The sequence below is a fragment of the Rhodopseudomonas palustris genome (assembly GCF_003226555.1).
Lineage (GTDB): Bacteria > Pseudomonadota > Alphaproteobacteria > Rhizobiales > Xanthobacteraceae > Rhodopseudomonas > Rhodopseudomonas palustris_I.
The window spans coordinates 14,777-29,353 of the sequence record NZ_QKQS01000022.1 but is presented as its reverse complement, the minus strand read 5'-3'; the positions used below and the strand labels follow the sequence as shown (position 1 = coordinate 29,353).

General features: G+C 64.1%; 12 protein-coding genes. 4 read left to right on the top strand and 8 right to left on the bottom strand.

What is annotated here, in order from left to right; genetic code table 11:
- Positions 1-770: 770 nt before the first annotated feature.
- The 3 genes from DNX69_RS12495 to DNX69_RS12485 all read right to left on the bottom strand — a co-directional run bounded on the left by DNX69_RS12495 (position 771) and on the right by DNX69_RS12485 (position 3,310).
- On the bottom strand, positions 771-1,112 hold the full coding sequence (locus tag DNX69_RS12495) for a hypothetical protein (RefSeq protein ID WP_110786326.1): 342 nt from the start codon (positions 1,110-1,112) through the stop codon (positions 771-773).
- A gap of 781 nt (positions 1,113-1,893) precedes the next feature.
- Entirely contained in the window at positions 1,894-2,130 is a 237-nt protein-coding gene (locus DNX69_RS12490; RefSeq protein ID WP_110786325.1) for a hypothetical protein, read from the bottom strand.
- Positions 2,131-2,314: 184 nt separating this feature from the next.
- On the bottom strand, positions 2,315-3,310 hold the full coding sequence (locus tag DNX69_RS12485; RefSeq protein WP_165825250.1) for a toll/interleukin-1 receptor domain-containing protein: 996 nt from the start codon (positions 3,308-3,310) through the stop codon (positions 2,315-2,317).
- 570 nt (positions 3,311-3,880) lie between these two features.
- Between DNX69_RS12485 and DNX69_RS12480 the strand changes: the two genes are divergently transcribed.
- Positions 3,881-4,258: a hypothetical protein gene (locus tag DNX69_RS12480; RefSeq protein WP_110786323.1), complete on the top strand. Its 378-nt coding sequence runs from the start codon at positions 3,881-3,883 to the stop codon at positions 4,256-4,258.
- 506 nt (positions 4,259-4,764) lie between these two features.
- Here the strand turns inward: DNX69_RS12480 and DNX69_RS12475 are convergent.
- Positions 4,765-5,481 carry a DUF1013 domain-containing protein gene (locus DNX69_RS12475; RefSeq protein ID WP_110786322.1) on the bottom strand — a complete coding sequence of 239 codons (717 nt, stop codon included), beginning with the start codon at positions 5,479-5,481 and terminating at the stop codon, positions 4,765-4,767.
- Positions 5,482-5,741: 260 nt separating this feature from the next.
- Here DNX69_RS12475 and ispH point away from each other — a divergent pair, with 260 nt between their 5' ends.
- The 3 genes from ispH (at position 5,742) to rnhA (ending at position 8,252) form a co-directional block, all read left to right on the top strand.
- Complete coding sequence (ispH, locus tag DNX69_RS12470; protein WP_110786321.1) at positions 5,742-6,704, top strand: 4-hydroxy-3-methylbut-2-enyl diphosphate reductase; 963 nt, start codon at positions 5,742-5,744, stop codon at positions 6,702-6,704.
- Between the two features lie 100 nt (positions 6,705-6,804).
- Complete coding sequence (locus DNX69_RS12465; RefSeq protein WP_110786320.1) at positions 6,805-7,788, top strand: homoserine kinase; 984 nt, start codon at positions 6,805-6,807, stop codon at positions 7,786-7,788.
- A complete protein-coding gene (rnhA, locus tag DNX69_RS12460; protein ID WP_110786319.1) occupies positions 7,785-8,252 on the top strand; it encodes a ribonuclease HI in 468 nt (155 codons plus the stop codon). Before DNX69_RS12465 ends, rnhA begins: the two co-directional genes overlap by 4 nt.
- A 150-nt stretch (positions 8,253-8,402) precedes the next feature.
- On the opposite strand, the gene DNX69_RS12455 is transcribed toward rnhA, so the two are convergent.
- The 4 genes from DNX69_RS12455 to DNX69_RS12440 form a co-directional block, all read right to left on the bottom strand.
- Complete coding sequence (locus tag DNX69_RS12455) at positions 8,403-8,888, bottom strand: peroxiredoxin (RefSeq protein ID WP_110786318.1); 486 nt, start codon at positions 8,886-8,888, stop codon at positions 8,403-8,405.
- 239 nt (positions 8,889-9,127) lie between these two features.
- Complete coding sequence (locus DNX69_RS12450; RefSeq protein WP_110786317.1) at positions 9,128-10,819, bottom strand: long-chain fatty acid--CoA ligase; 1,692 nt, start codon at positions 10,817-10,819, stop codon at positions 9,128-9,130.
- A 271-nt stretch (positions 10,820-11,090) separates the two neighbouring features.
- Positions 11,091-12,482, bottom strand: coding sequence for a D-alanyl-D-alanine carboxypeptidase family protein (locus DNX69_RS12445; protein WP_110786316.1), 1,392 nt, complete (start codon positions 12,480-12,482; stop codon positions 11,091-11,093).
- Positions 12,483-12,651: 169 nt separating this feature from the next.
- Entirely contained in the window at positions 12,652-14,451 is a 1,800-nt protein-coding gene (locus DNX69_RS12440) for a glucan ABC transporter ATP-binding protein/ permease (protein ID WP_110786315.1), read from the bottom strand.
- Positions 14,452-14,577 lie beyond the last annotated feature (126 nt).

The window sequence follows — 14,577 nt, the reverse complement described above, 5'->3', positions numbered from 1 at the left end:
CAATGTGTAGCCCGCGTGAGCGAAGCGAGACGCGGGACGAAGCGCAGCTCACAGATCGCGATAGGCCGCTTCGTCGGACTCCAAAGTCATTCTGAGAATGTCGCGAACGGATCAACGTCACGTACCGGAAGTCTCATCCGACGCGGCGTAAGTTCGACATCTCGACAAGGCGATGCTTGCATCGCATCGACCAGATCGCGTCCGGTCCGCGCCGTGTTCGGCGTGGGTGTGCCGGTCGTCCTTTCGGCGTCCCGCGCGATGCCGGACGGCCTCCGCTTGTTCGTCATAGACGGCATCCTCGCAAAAGACCCCGCGGTCGCTTCGCTCGCGCGGGCTACGTTTGCTGCCCGCGTCATTCCGGGATGCGCGCCACCGGCGCGCAGGCCCGGAATCCATAACCACCGTTGTTTGTGGTCTGTCGCAGCGGTGCAGCGCCACGCCCTCACAGCATCCGCAGTGAGTATGGATTCCGGGCTCGCGCTCCGCGCGCCCCGGAATGACGTGGAGAGAGAATTGTACAATCAGGATTCGCGGGGTTGAATATGGTAGGGCGGGTTCGCCGAAGTCGTATCCCGCCGATGTGCAGTGTCAATGAAGACGGCGGATGACGCTGCGCTCATCCGCCCGGCGGGCGACGTCCTTGCACGGCCGCGATGAAAAAAGGGCGCCGCGAGGGAGGTGTCGCGGCGCCCGGTGGCGTCATGACGCTGCGGGAAGCAGCGCCGATCGATCGTCCGAAGTCTGCGTCATGGTCCGGCTGTGGTCCGGACCTACTTGGCGACGCAGCTCGGCTTCACGTTCATGCAGGCACCGCTTGCCTCGCGGGCGACGACCTTCGGTGCCGCGCCGGTGATGTCGATGGAGTAGTTGCACCCCTGAGGGACCGAGCCCTGGGTCGAAGAGCCCATCGTACAGAGATAGCCGCTGACCTCGACCGTGATGGTCTTGTCTTTCGGCGTGAAGCCGACTTCCTTCTCGACCTTGAGCGGGGTCGTGCCACCGGAATTGACGTCGAGACTGACCACAGCGCGCACGCTGTCGGCGGATGCAGACCCGGTCCCGAGGACTGCCGTCAGAATGAGGGCCGCACTGAGCGAATAGTACTTTTTCATCAGTTACTCTCCCTGCTTTCCTGTCCATCTCTAGGGTGTGCGTGCTCTAAAAAACACGCGTGGGTTGCATAGCTCGCGTGCCGCCATTCGTCAATTGGTATGAGTGCTGCGACCTCGATCGGACGCGAACCTAGTTAAATTCCTGCTGCGCGATCGCATCAACGTCGCCGGGAGCGGTGCGTCGATGCCGCTCGGCGGCTTCGATTGGACCACCTGCGACTGCCGGAGACCGACGGGGCCGGTCTGCGGGCGGGTACGCCGAAGGCGTAACCCGCCGATTCGTGACCTCGGAAGAAGACGGCGGATGACGCTGCGCTAATCCGCCCGCTATCAGCTCGAAGGACGGGCCATGCCGCAGATCGCAGCGCGCTCCCTCTCCCGCTTGCGGGAGAGGGCTGGGGTGAGGGCGACGCGGGTCGTGAGTCCAATGTGTAGCCCGCGTGAGCGAAGCGAGACGCGGGACGAAGCGCAGCTCACAGATCGCGATAGGCCGCTTCGTCGGACTTCAAAATTCATTCTGAAAATGTCGCGAACGGATCAACGTCACGTACCGGAAGTCTCATCCGACGCGGCGCAAGTTCGATATCCCGACAAGGCGATGCTTGCATCGCATCGACCAGATCGCGTCCGGTCCGAACCGTATCCGGCGCGGGTGTGCCGGGCGTCCTTTCGGCGTCCCGAGCGATGCCGGACGGCCGCCGCTTGTTCGTCATAGAAGGCATCCTCGCAAAAGACCCCGCGGTCGCTTCGCTCGCGCGGGCTACGCTCGTCTGGGCTACGCTTACTGCGGCGGCCGGCAGGAGTTGCGAATAGCCCTCACGTCACCGACCAATTGGCCGAACGCGAACAGTGCAACGCCGGGAATCGACAGCAGGACCGCGATCAGGAACAGCACGATCGTCGCGCTTCCCGTCGGCATTTGTAACTCGCGCTCGAGCGGCGATTGCAGCCCGATGAAGAACGACAGCCACACCAGAATGAGGTAGGCACCTGAAACGATCTTGAGAAATATCGCCATGCTCAAACTCCAAATTAATCGGCTCAGGCTGGCACGCAATCGAGCAGGGCTGCAACTCGACGTTGGATTAAACGTCGGTCGAAGAAATCTCGCCGCCGTATCGAGCGCAGCACGTAGGGCGGAAGGCGTGCCCCGCCGATCCGCGACGTCATGAAGGCGGCGGATTACGCTTCGCTAATCCGCCCTACGGGCTATTAATGTCTTCCTCGTTCGGCTTCTCGCTGGAAAGCGGGTCGACACGGTGCCAGGGGAAGTTTCGGTCACGACTAATGTATTTTTCTTCGAAGATTTGTGTCATCTTCGCAATCAGATGGAAGGTGTCCCTATCTTGCATTAGCTCGCTCCAAGGGCCATGCCTGAACGCCTTGAAACCCGCAAGCAGGCGGCGCTCGGCTTCTAGCGCTCTCTTTGAGCCTCCACTTGTCGTCTCTCTGAACGTCTCCATCAGAAGTTCTGATAACCAAGGGACATCATCTCGTACAATGCTGCCGAAGACCAAAAATTTCGTGGGGTCGTTTCTTCCTAGATCAAGCTGACGAACCATTTCATCTATCATGAAAGGGTGTAGCAGCCGTTTGCGACGGCGATCCCGACTCGGCGTTTCCTCACCAAAATCTCGGAATCGGCTGTCAAGGCCTCTAATGCTTGAAACGAGCTCTTCAAGAATCTCTTGCTGAGGCCGAGTTGGCTTCTTCTGCTGAGGTGTCTTCGGGATTTCATGAACGTTTTTTTCTAGTTCTGGCCACAAAGCATCGAAGAGCTGTCTGAGGCGAGGCTCAGGAATCGGGTGCTCAGCTATTCGGTTGATTGAACCGAGAATGTCCCACAGCCCGCTATTCTCCAGTTTCTTGGCTTGAAATTGAGCTAAAGGTCCGGTTAGTTCCCGAAATTCGATATCTAGTAGCAAAGGCACAACACGACCTTCTTGCATCGATTTGGAGAGCGCGCCTGCTTCGAAAAGGATCCAAGGTGAGGCAACATTTTCGCTTGTGATGCATATCAAGCCGAAGTTGCTAGCTTCTAGCTCTTTTCCTACTTCATTCGCCCAGCGGTCTCCGGCATCGATATCAGACTGAGATACCCATGGTTCCGCAAAATGCAAGACTAATGGAAGCCAATCACGCAGAGCTTGAGCGAGTTGCTGACTACGTTCACCGCTCCAACTAACAAATATCTTCATTGTGCCATCTCTTTGAGGGATTTTGGATTCTAATCCCGTAGGCGACGATTCGACTACTAGCCGCTTAGGTGGAAGCCTAATTCTCTTGACTTTCGCGGCATCGAGGCTTATATTCCCATTCATCCCGCCCCATCGAGGGGCGCGTTGCCGGGACGCTGGTCGTCGCGGGGCGGGGTGTGGCGCCTGCGGGTGTGGGGTGGACGTCGCCCTGTACCTCCGGGAGGCTGAGGGTCGCCGTCCGCCGCTACTACGAGCGGCCGCCGCGACAGAGGCTGGACGGGTACGGTAGAGGCCGGGGAAAGCCCGCAAGCTCGCCGTGTCCCGGAAGAACGGTCCTTCAGCCAAAAGTCGCCACGGTGGAGCGTCGAAAGACGTTTCCGCGGCGCTCGCGCTTCGGCGATCCGAAGCATGAGGCCGCGGGTCCTACCAAAGGCGCGTCTTTCGGCGCTCCACCTCCCTCGGCCCGATGGCCGACCGGAGGCCCACTGAACCCACCACTCACGCAAGGCTTTTGCGGGCAACGCCGCCGCATGCGCGCGCGCCCGCTGGTATCAGCATCAGGAGGGAGCGATGCCGACTTGGCCGACCGAACACCTCAGTTGGGATCACGCGCGGCTGGTTGCGCTCGAGCAGCAGGCCAGCGCCAAGCGGGCGCAGCTTCGGTTCGACATCGACATGCTGGCGGCACGTCGCGCGCTGCAGCGCGCGCTGGCAGATGAAGCGCAGGCGCACAAGCGCTGCCCAATGAAGGACTGCCGCCGGGCGCGCGGCTGCCGCACGCCGATGCTCTGCGTCGTCGTGCCGATGGACCCGCCGACCGAGGCACAGTGGAAGATGATCGACACGCTGTACACCAACCTGCAGCGCCGCCGCCGCGATCAGGCGCTGGCGCGGCTGCCGCACGCCGAGCGGATGCGCGATGGGCGCAAGGCGGGGAGCGGGCGATGACGGTGAGGGGTGGGAGGCCGCTTCGCGCTGATGCCGGCCGCGGAGTGGCAACGCGCTGGGTCCGTCATCCTCCGCGCAGGCGGAGGATCGAGTATTGCAGAGCGTCCGCGATCAGCAACGTGCGCTCTGGGATACTGGGTCGCCCGCCTGCGCGGGCGATGACGGGGAGGGTGGGGAAGGCGCTTTGCGCTGATGCCGGCCGCGGCGCCGCAACGCGCTGGGTCCGTCATCCTCCGCGCAGGCGGAGGATCCAGTATTGCAGAGAGTCTGCGGTCAGTAACGTGCGCTCTGGGATACTGGGTCGCCCGCCTGCGCGGGCGATGACGGTGATGGTGGGGAGGGCGCTTCGCGCTGTAGATGCCGGGTGCGGAGCTGCAACGCGCTGGGTCCGTCATCCTCCGCGCAGGCGGAGGATCCAGTATTGCAGAGAGCTTGCGGTCGGCAACGCGCGCCCTGGAATACTGGTTCGCCCGCCTGCGCGGGCGATGACGGGGATGGTGGGCGGCTCAGAAGCCGCCTTCTTCGTCTTCGTCCTCGGCCTTCTTGCCGCCGATGGTCTTGAGCTTGGCGAACACCGCGTCGACGTCGAGATCGTCCTGGCTCTTGCCGGAGGTCGCCGCTTCGAATTCGGCTTCCTTGCGGGTGGTCTCGGAGGCCGGCAGCAGCGTGGCGCCGCCGTATTGCTGATCGATCGGCTTCTCCTTGGCGGCGCGCTGCACCTCGAAGTCGAGGTCGAGCTGCGAGCACAGGCCGAGCGTCACCGGGTCCATCGGGGTCAGGGTCGCGGCGTTCCAATGGGTGCGGTCGCGGACGGAAGCAATCGTGGTCTTGGTGGTGCCGACCAGCCGCATGATCTGCGCGTCCTTCAGCTCCGGATGGTTGCGCACCAGCCACAGGATCGCGCTCGGGCGCTCGTGGCGGCGCGACACCGGGGTGTAGCGCGGGCCCTTCTTCTTGGCGGCCTGCGGCAGCACCACCTTGCTCTCGGCGAGCTTCAGGCGGTAGTCGGGATCGCCTTCGCCCTTCTCGATCTCGTCGCGGGTGAGCTGGCCGGTCGAAATCGGGTCCATGCCCTTGATGCCCTGGGCGGCGTCGCCGTCGGCGATCGCCTTGACCTCCAAGACGTGCATCTTGGTGAAGTCGGCGACCTGATCGAACGTCAACGCCGTGTTGTCGAGCAGCCAGACGGCGGTGGCCTTCGGCATCAGCGGTGCGTTGCTCATGGCAAATCTCCTTTGTCCCTTGCCCCTCCGGATTCGTCCTGAGGCAAGGCGGGGTCGTCGAGGATGACGGGAATTGCCGCTTATATATGCTGTCCGGGGCTTGCCGCGCAAGGAGCCTTGCTAAAGTGCAGGGGGGCCGGCCTTGACAGGGCCGCAAACCCGGCCCAATTCCTACACCGTTCGTCCGATGCGCAGCGCCCAAGGCGTGCGCCCGTTTTCCGCCGGTTCTGCACGGCGCCCAGGCCCCCGGATCGTTGCAAATGCTCGCCAAACCCCCGCTGAAAATCGTGTTGTGTTCGCCCCGCGGGTTCTGCGCCGGCGTGGTGCGGGCGATCGATACCGTGGAGCGGGCGCTGGCGATGTACGGCGCCCCGGTCTACGTCCGGCACGAGATCGTCCATAACAAATACGTGGTCGACAGCCTGCGCGCCAAGGGCGCGATCTTCGTCGAGGAACTGGAAGAGATTCCGGACACCAAGGCGCCGGTGGTGTTCTCCGCCCACGGCGTGCCGAAATCGGTTCCGGAAGACGCGATGGCGCGCAATTTCTTCTCGATCGACGCCACCTGTCCGCTGGTCACCAAGGTGCATCGCGAGGCGGCGATCCATTTCAAGCGCGGCCGCGAGATCCTGCTGATCGGCCATTCGCATCATCCGGAAGTGGTCGGCACCCTCGGCCAGCTCCCGGAGGGCGCGGTGACGCTGATCGAGACCGCGGCCGATGCTGCGGCATATCAGCCGAAGGACCCCGACAACCTCGCTTTCGTCACCCAGACCACGCTGTCGATCGACGACACCGCGGGCATCGTCGCGGTGCTGCGCGAGCGCTTCCCGAACATCTCCGGGCCGCACCGCGAGGACATCTGCTACGCCACCACCAACCGCCAGGCGGCGGTGAAGAAGGTGGCGCCGGTGGTCGATGCGATGATCGTGGTCGGCGCGCCGAATTCGTCGAACTCGCAGCGGCTGCGCGAAGTCGCCGAGCGCGAGGGCTGCAAGGTCGCGGTGCTGGCGCAGCGCGCCTCCGATCTCGACTGGAGCCAGTTCGAGGGCATCAAGGTGCTCGGCCTCACCGCCGGCGCCTCCGCCCCCGAGGTGATCGTCGAGGAGATCATGGGCGCCTTCGCCGAGCGCTTCGATCTGTCGGTCGAGACGGTGTCGGCGGCGGAAGAAAACGAGTTCTTCCCGGTGCCGCGGGTGCTGCGTCCGGACGCCGCCGAATAAGTCCGGCCGGAGCGGGGGGCTCCCCCCGGGGGCGCCCTTTCATCGCGCCCCGTCTTGGTCTAGGAAGCCGCCAGAGTCTTCCTTCTGATCGGATCACGCCATGGCGGTCTATACCGACGTCGCCGCCGACGAGCTTGCGGATTTCCTGAGCCGCTACGACATCGGCGACCTGCTGTCCTACAAGGGCATCGCCGAAGGCGTCGAGAACTCCAACTTCCTGCTGCACACCTCGCGCGGCTATTTCATCCTGACGCTGTACGAAAAGCGCGTCGCCCGCGACGATCTGCCGTTCTTCCTGTCGCTGATGACGCATCTGGCCGGCAACGGCATCAATTGCCCGCAGCCGGTCGCCGATCGCCAAGGCCGCACGCTGGCGACGCTCGCCGGCAGGCCGGCGGCGATCATCGGCTTCCTCGACGGGGTGTGGCCGCGCAAGCCGAGTGTGGTGCATTGCGCCGGCGTCGGCCAGGCGCTGGCCAAGATGCATCTGGCGGGCCGCGGCTTTGCGATGACGCGGGCGAACGCGCTGTCGGTCGCCGGCTGGCGGCCGCTGTTCGCCGCCGCCGAGGCGCGCGCCGACGAGGTGCAGCCGGGCCTGCGCGATTTCCTCGCCGCCGAGCTGGACTATCTGGAAAGCGGGGTGTGGCCTTCCGATCTGCCGCAGGGGCTGATCCACGCCGACCTGTTTCCCGACAACGTGTTCTTCATCGGCGACGACGTCTCCGGCATCATCGACTTCACCTTCGCCTGCACCGATCTCTTGGCCTACGACGTCGCGATCTGCCTGAACGCCTGGTGCTTCGAAGCCGATCACGCCTTCAACGCCACCAAGGCGCGGGCGCTGCTCAGCGCCTACACCCGCGAGCGGCCGCTCGATGCCGCCGAGCAGGCCGCGCTGCCGCTGCTGGCTCGCGGCGCTGCGCTGCGGTTCCTGCTGACCCGGCTGGTCGACTGGCTCAACGTGCCGGAAGGCGCCCTGGTCAAACCGAAAGATCCGATGGAATACGTCCGCAAGCTGCGCTTCCAGCAAAATGTCGCCAGCATTCGTGACTATGGAGTCGAGATCGCAGGAGCGGTGGTGTGAGCGAGGCCGACCAGAAGCCGGTGATCATCCACACCGACGGCGCCTGCTCCGGCAACCCGGGCCCCGGGGGGTGGGGGGCCATCCTGAAATTCGGCGACGTCGAAAAAGAGCTGAAGGGCGGGGAGCCCCACACCACCAACAACCGGATGGAGTTGCTCGCGGCGATCTCGGCGCTGGAAGCGCTGACGCGGCCGTGCTCGGTGGATCTGTATACCGACAGCCAATATGTGAAGAACGGTATCGGCAGCTGGATTCACAATTGGAAGCGCAACGGCTGGAAGACCGCCGACAAGAAGCCGGTGAAGAACGTCGATTTGTGGCAGCGCCTCGACGCCGCGCTGAAAACCCACAGCATCCGTTGGCACTGGGTCAAAGGCCACGCCGGCCACGCCGAAAACGAACGTGCCGATCAATTGGCGCGCGACGGCCTCGCCGAAAACCGGATGAAGTCGCGGGTGAAGTAATCGCGTCACTGTCGTCGTCACCCGCGCATGCGGGTGACCCAGTATCCCAGAGAGCCAGTTAGTTCAGCACGAACGCCCTGGAATGCGAGATCGCCCGGACAAGCCGGGCGATGACGTTGGTCCTTGGAGCGAAGTGCGCCCGCAATCAACTCACAGTTGCCCGAGCAGCGTTTCGCCGCCGGAGACTTCGACCTTGCCGGGGTTCGGCTCGAGGTTGAGAGTCTTCACCACGCCGTCTTCGACCAGCATCGAATAGCGCAGCGAGCGGGTGCCGAGGCCGAAGCCCGAACCGTCCATTTCCATGCCGATCGACTTGGTGAACTCAGCATTGCCGTCGGCGAGAAACACCGCCTCGTCGCGCTGGTCGGTGTCGCGCTTCCAGGCGTTCATCACGAAGGCGTCGTTGACCGAGACGATCGCAATGGTGTCGACGCCCTTGTCCTTCATCGCATAGGCGTTGAGGAAGATGCTGGGGAGGTGCATCTTGTGGCAGGTCCCGGTGTAAGCTCCCGGAACGGCGAACAGCGCCACCTTCTTACCTTTGAAGATCTCGTCGGTGGTTTTCACCTGCGGACCTTCCTCCGTCATCACGCGAAGCTGGGCGTCGGGCAGCCGGTCGCCAACCTTGATGGTCATCGGTATCTCTCCCTGTTGTGCGGATGATTTCTAGCCCGCGGGTATGACAGTGACAATATTGCGGGGCGGGCGTGCAGTTGTGCCGCGAGCGGCGCACTTTCCAAACCCAACGCCGTCATTCCGGGGCGCTCGCGCTAGCGAGCGAACCCGGAATCTGAAACGGGCACAGTAACTTCGAGATTCCGTGTTCGCGGCCGTTCGGCCGCGCCCCGGAATGACGTGGAGAGGAGAGCAGGCGTTTACGCCGCCGCCTGATTGCTCTTCTTCTCGTCGCGCAGTTCGCGACGCAGGATCTTGCCGACGTTGGTTTTCGGCAGCGTGGTGCGGAATTCGATCTGGCGCGGCACTTTGTAGTTGGTCAGTTCGCCGTGGCAGAACTTGATGATGCTCTCGGCGGTGACGTCCGGGTCCTTCTTCACCACGAACGCCTTGACGGCCTCGCCGGTGCGCGAGTCCGGCACGCCGATCACCGCGCATTCCAGCACGCCGGGATGGCTCGCGACCACTTCCTCGACCTCGTTCGGATAGACGTTGAAGCCGGAGACCAGGATCATGTCCTTCTTGCGGTCGACGATCTTGGTGAAGCCGTCCGGCGACATGATGCCGATGTCGCCGGTGCGGAAGAAGCCATCCGGGGTCATCACCAGCGCGGTCTCGTCGGGGCGATTCCAATAGCCGGACATCACTTGCGGCCCCCTGGCGCAAATTTCGCCGGCGGTGCCGAACGGCACTTCGTTGCCCTCTTCGTCACGGATCGAGAGTTCGGTCGACGGCATCGGAAGCCCGATCGTGCCGTTGAATTCGGTCACGGTGGCCGGGTTGCAGGTCAACACCGGCGCGGTCTCCGACAGGCCGTAGCCTTCGGCGATCGGGCAGCCGGTCAGCTTCAGCCAGGCTTCGGCGACCGGACGTTGCACCGCCATGCCGCCGCCGTTGGAGATCTTCAGCTTGGAGAAGTCGACCTTGTCGAAGCCCGGGGCGTGCAGCAGGCCGTTGTACAGCGTGTTGACCGCCGGGAAGCTGTTGACCTGATACTTCATCAGTTCCTTGATGAAGCCCGGAATGTCGCGCGGGTTCGGGATCAACAGGTTGACGCCGCCGGCGCGCATGCCGAGCAGATAGCACGCGGTCAGCGCGAAGATGTGGTACAGCGGCAGCGCGCAGACGATGAACAGCTGATCGACATGCGGCGGCTTGGCCAGCGCCGGCTGCAGCCAGGCGTCGTTCTGCAGCACGTTGGCGACGACGTTGCGGTGAAGCAGCGTCGCGCCCTTGGATACGCCGGTGGTGCCGCCGGTATATTGCAGGAAGGCGACGCTTTCGGGACCGATCGCCGGCTTGGTGAACTTCTGGCCGCGGCCGGCCGACACCGCGTCGTTGAACGACACTGCGCCGGGCAGCGAATAGGCCGGCACCATCTTCTTGATCTTACGCACCACCAGATTGACGATCACGCCCTTGAAGCCGAGCATGTCGCCCATCGCGCCGACGATGATGTGCTTGACCGGCGTGCGGGCCACTACCTGCTCGACGGTGTGGGCGAAGTTCTCCAGCACGATGATGGCTTCGGCGCCAGAATCCTTGAGCTGATGCTCGAGTTCGCGCGGGGTGTAGAGCGGGTTGACGTTGACCACCGCGAAGCCGGCGCGCAGCACTGCGGCGATCGCCACCGGATATTGCAGCACGTTCGGCATCATCAGTGCGACGCGCGCACCCTTCTGCAGGCCCTTGCTTTGCAGGTAGGCGCCGAGCGCGACCGACATCTCGTCGAGCTCGCGATAGGTGATCGCCTTGTCCATGCAGATGAAGGCTTTACGATCGCCGTACTTCCGGAAGCTTTCCTCGAACAGGTCGACCAGCGAGGGATACTGCGTCACGTCGATGTCAGCCGGGACGCCCGGCGGGTAGTGCTTGAGCCAGTTCCGCTCCATGGTGTGTTCCTCGTATCGCCTGCCCGAAGCGCGTGGCTCCGTGCCTTATGATTGTCGCATATCGGTCGGGGGCGGCGAATTGGCCGAAAGACGCCGCGGGTGATTTGCTGCACTGCAAAAGACTGCAGGAAAACCGCGCCCAACCTCCCGTTTCGCGGAGTATTGAGCTAAGCCAACACCGAACGCAAGCGACTGCACGCCGCAGCAACGCGGCATCAGCGAAAGCGATGCGATCACCAAGTCATCGCGGTCACGTCGCCGCTGTGACGGGTCAGGACTTCGGCTTGGTCTCGCTGGTTGCGCTCTTTGACGCCGGCTTCGCGGCTTTCGGTTTCGGCTTGGAAGCAGCCGGCTTGTCGGCCGCAGTGTGCGGCTTGGCGCCGTGCTTGGCGGCGGCCGGCTTGTTGGTATCGACGATCACCGAGGTGCGCGACTTCGGCTTCTTGGCCGCGGCGCTGTTTTCGGCGCTCGCTTCCTCCGCGGTCTCTTTCTTCTTCGCAGCCTTGCGGCCCTTCTTTTTGGCCGGCTTGGCGACATGATGTTCGGAATCGCTGCTCTCGGCCGCGATCAGTGCGGCTCCGGTTCGCGTCGGCCCGGTATAGACCACCACCGGTTGGGTCGGTTCGGGCTCGGCGGCGATCATGTCGGCCGGCCGCAGCGCCGGCGGCTGGAACATCGACATCACCGGATTGCCCGACAGCGCATTGGCGACGGTCTCGTCCTCGTCGCTGGCCGGGCGCTTGCGCTTCGGCCCGCACATCTCGTCGCGCAGGTCCGGCGGGGCGGCGGCGATCGGCGCGAGATTGTCGACGGTGCCGAGCGACGGCGTCAGCCAGGCGAGGGTGTTGGTCGAGAAGCCGCGCTCCAAGAGTTGCGCCGCCTTCACGGCGCGGTCCGTTCCGGAATTGGCGCCGAGCACCACGGCGATCAGGCGGCGGCCGTTGCGGGTGGCGCTGGCGACCAAATTGTAGCCCGAAGCGCAGATGAAGCCGGTCTTGAAACCGTCGGCGCCGGGATAGCGGCCGATCAGCTTGTTGAAGTTCCGCGTCACCCGCTTGCCGAAGCGGATCGCCGGAATGTGGACGTAATACTCGTATTCGGGCAGGTCGCGGATGATGGCGCGGGCGAGGATCGCCAGATCGCGCGCCGAGGTCACCTGTTCGTCGGCGGGCAGGCCGTTGGGATTGACGTAGTGCGTCTGCGTCATCCCGAGCCGCGCCGCGGTGTCGTTCATCATCTCCGAGAAGCCGTCGATCGAACCGCCGACGCCTTCGGCCAGCACCACGGCCATATCGTTGGCCGACTTCACCATCATCATCTTCAGCGCGTTGTCGACGGTGAGCTGGGTGCCGGGGCGGAAGCCCATCTTCGAGGGCGATTGCGACGCGGCGATCGGCGACACCGTCAGCAGCGTGTCGGCGGTGAGCCGACCCTGCTTCACCGCCTGCAGCGTCACATACAGGGTCATCAGCTTGGTGACGGACGCCGGATGCCACGGGTAGGTGGCGTTCTCGGCCTGGAGAACCTTTCCGGTGTCGGCCTCGACCAACAGCAGCGCTTCGGCGTTCGCGATCCGCGGCAGCACGGTCAGCGACAACAGCGCTGCCACGACGATGGTCAAAAACGAAGATGAACGGCAAGGCTGTGCGGTGATGAAAGGCACGTTCCGATTCCGGTCCTGTGAGTTCCGTCGCGCCGACGAGATCGCGGCACGGTGACGTTCGGGTTTTCAGGCGGTGGCCCCAGCAAACCCGACCCTATACCGGCTCGCGCCCGCAGAACAGGGCTTGAGCCCCGGTAATCGGCGACGAAAAGGGCTGAAATTCGACCGATCAGAGTTGCGGGTCGGCGGCTTGGCCGATCGCCGAGCGCGCGCTCTCCTGCACCATGAACTGCGCCCGCGCCAATTGCGCGAACGAACCGCCAAGTTTCACCAATTCATCGAACGTTCCGCTTTCGATCACTTTGCCGTTGTCGAACACCAGAATACGGGTGGCGTCCCGGATGGTGGACAACCGGTGTGCAATCACGAAGGTGGTGCGTCCCCTCATCACCTCGTCGAGCGCGAGATTGAGCTTGGCCTCGGTCACGGCGTCGAGCGCCGAGGTGGCTTCGTCGAGGATCAGGATCGGCGGGTCCTTCAGCAGCGCACGCGCAATCGACAGCCGCTGTCGTTCGCCGCCGGACAGCATCCGGCCGCGTTCGCCGGCGTTGGTGTCGAACTTGTGGTCGCTGCGTTCGATGAACTCCAGCGCCTGGGCGCGTTCCGCGGCGAGGCGCAGGTCCTCTGGTGTGGCGTCCGGCTTGCCGACTCGCAAATTGTCGGCGATCGAGCGATCGAACAGCAGCGCCTCTTGAAACACCACGCCGATGTTCCGCCGCAGCGATGCCAAAGTGATCCCGCGAATGTCCATCCCGTCGACCTTGATCACGCCGGACTGGGGATCGAAGGCGCGGTGCAACAACGCGATCGCGGTGGATTTGCCGGCGCCGGTGGCGCCGACCAGCGCGATGGTGTCGCCGGGCAGGGCGGTGAAGTTCAGGTCCTCCACCGCCGGCCGCTTGCCGTCGTAAGAGAACGACACGTTCTGAAACTCGACCAGGCCGGACAGCCGGCCGCAATCGATCGCGTCGGCGCGGTCGCGCACCGCCGGCACGGTGTCGAGCACCGCGAGAAATTCGCGCAAGCGCGGCGCTTCCATCAGCACGTTATTGATGAAATTCACCACCTGTTCGAGGCGCTGGATCAGCAACGTCGCGAACGACACGAACATCACGATCTCGCCGACGCTGGTGAGGCCCTGCTGGTTGAGCCAGATGCCGAGCGCGAAGATCGCCAGAACCGTGATGGTGGTGGAGGCGCGGGTGATCACCGTCACCAGCGCCCACCACGACAGTACCGGCATCTGTGCCGCCAGCAGACGCCCGGAGACGTTACGCAGCCCCTGCACCTCGGCGTCGATGCGCACGAAACTCTGCACCAGCGCGACGTTGCCGAGTGCGTCGGAGGCGCGCGCCGACAGGTCGCTATACTGCGCCTCGACCTCGCCCTGCATGCCGTAGGTCTTGTGCACCACCAGCGTGGTGAGCGCCGTGAACACGACGCACAGCACGAACAACAGGATCGCCAGCCGCCAGTTGATGTACAGCGACAGCGGCAGCAGCACGACCAGCGACAAGAGGGCGGCGAAATGCTCGCGGAAGAAGCCGAGCCACACCCGCCACAGTGCATCGGTGCCCTGCAGCATCACCTTCATCAGCCGGCCCGAATGGGTGCCGGTGTGGAAGCTGATCGGCAATTGCAGGATATGTTCGAAATAGCTGGTCAGCACCGCCTGGCGCTGCCGATGCGCCAGGCGGTCGGCCTGCAGCGCGACCAGCGCCGAGCACAGGATAGTGAACAGGCCGAAACAGACCCAGGCACCGAGCAACGGCCAGGGCGAGCGCGTCTCCGGCACCAGAGCGCCCGTGGCGAGATTGCCGCTCATCACATCGACGATGCGGCCGAACAGGATCGGTTCGGCGAATTGCGCAGTGGCGAGCAGCAGATTGGCGACGGCGAGGATCCAGCCGAGCCGCGCCTCCCTGCCGAGAAGTTGCAGCACGCGGGTGTAGAGATGAAGCAGCGACATCGGCCAGCCCAGGACGAAACAATTATCGTTAGATCATTTCAGCGTCCGGCGAAATCTATTCGCGCATCCGCGCCAGCGCCGCCGACTGGGCCGGTTCGCACGCGGCCTCGGATTGGCACCGGCGAG

Bases quoted from the DNA above. Each gene is read 5' to 3' on its own strand.
- DNX69_RS12440 (WP_110786315.1), bottom strand. From the start codon at position 14,451: ATGTCGCTGCTTCATCTCTACACCCGCGTGCTGCAACTTCTCGGCAGG.
- ispH (WP_110786321.1), top strand. From the start codon at position 5,742: ATGCTCGCCAAACCCCCGCTGAAAATCGTGTTGTGTTCGCCCCGCGGG.
- DNX69_RS12490 (WP_110786325.1), bottom strand. From the start codon at position 2,130: ATGGCGATATTTCTCAAGATCGTTTCAGGTGCCTACCTCATTCTGGTG.
- DNX69_RS12480 (WP_110786323.1), top strand. From the start codon at position 3,881: ATGCCGACTTGGCCGACCGAACACCTCAGTTGGGATCACGCGCGGCTG.
- DNX69_RS12485 (WP_165825250.1), bottom strand. From the start codon at position 3,310: ATGAAGATATTTGTTAGTTGGAGCGGTGAACGTAGTCAGCAACTCGCT.
- DNX69_RS12450 (WP_110786317.1), bottom strand. From the start codon at position 10,819: ATGGAGCGGAACTGGCTCAAGCACTACCCGCCGGGCGTCCCGGCTGAC.
- DNX69_RS12455 (WP_110786318.1), bottom strand. From the start codon at position 8,888: ATGACCATCAAGGTTGGCGACCGGCTGCCCGACGCCCAGCTTCGCGTG.
- DNX69_RS12465 (WP_110786320.1), top strand. From the start codon at position 6,805: ATGGCGGTCTATACCGACGTCGCCGCCGACGAGCTTGCGGATTTCCTG.
- DNX69_RS12475 (WP_110786322.1), bottom strand. From the start codon at position 5,481: ATGAGCAACGCACCGCTGATGCCGAAGGCCACCGCCGTCTGGCTGCTC.
- DNX69_RS12495 (WP_110786326.1), bottom strand. From the start codon at position 1,112: ATGAAAAAGTACTATTCGCTCAGTGCGGCCCTCATTCTGACGGCAGTC.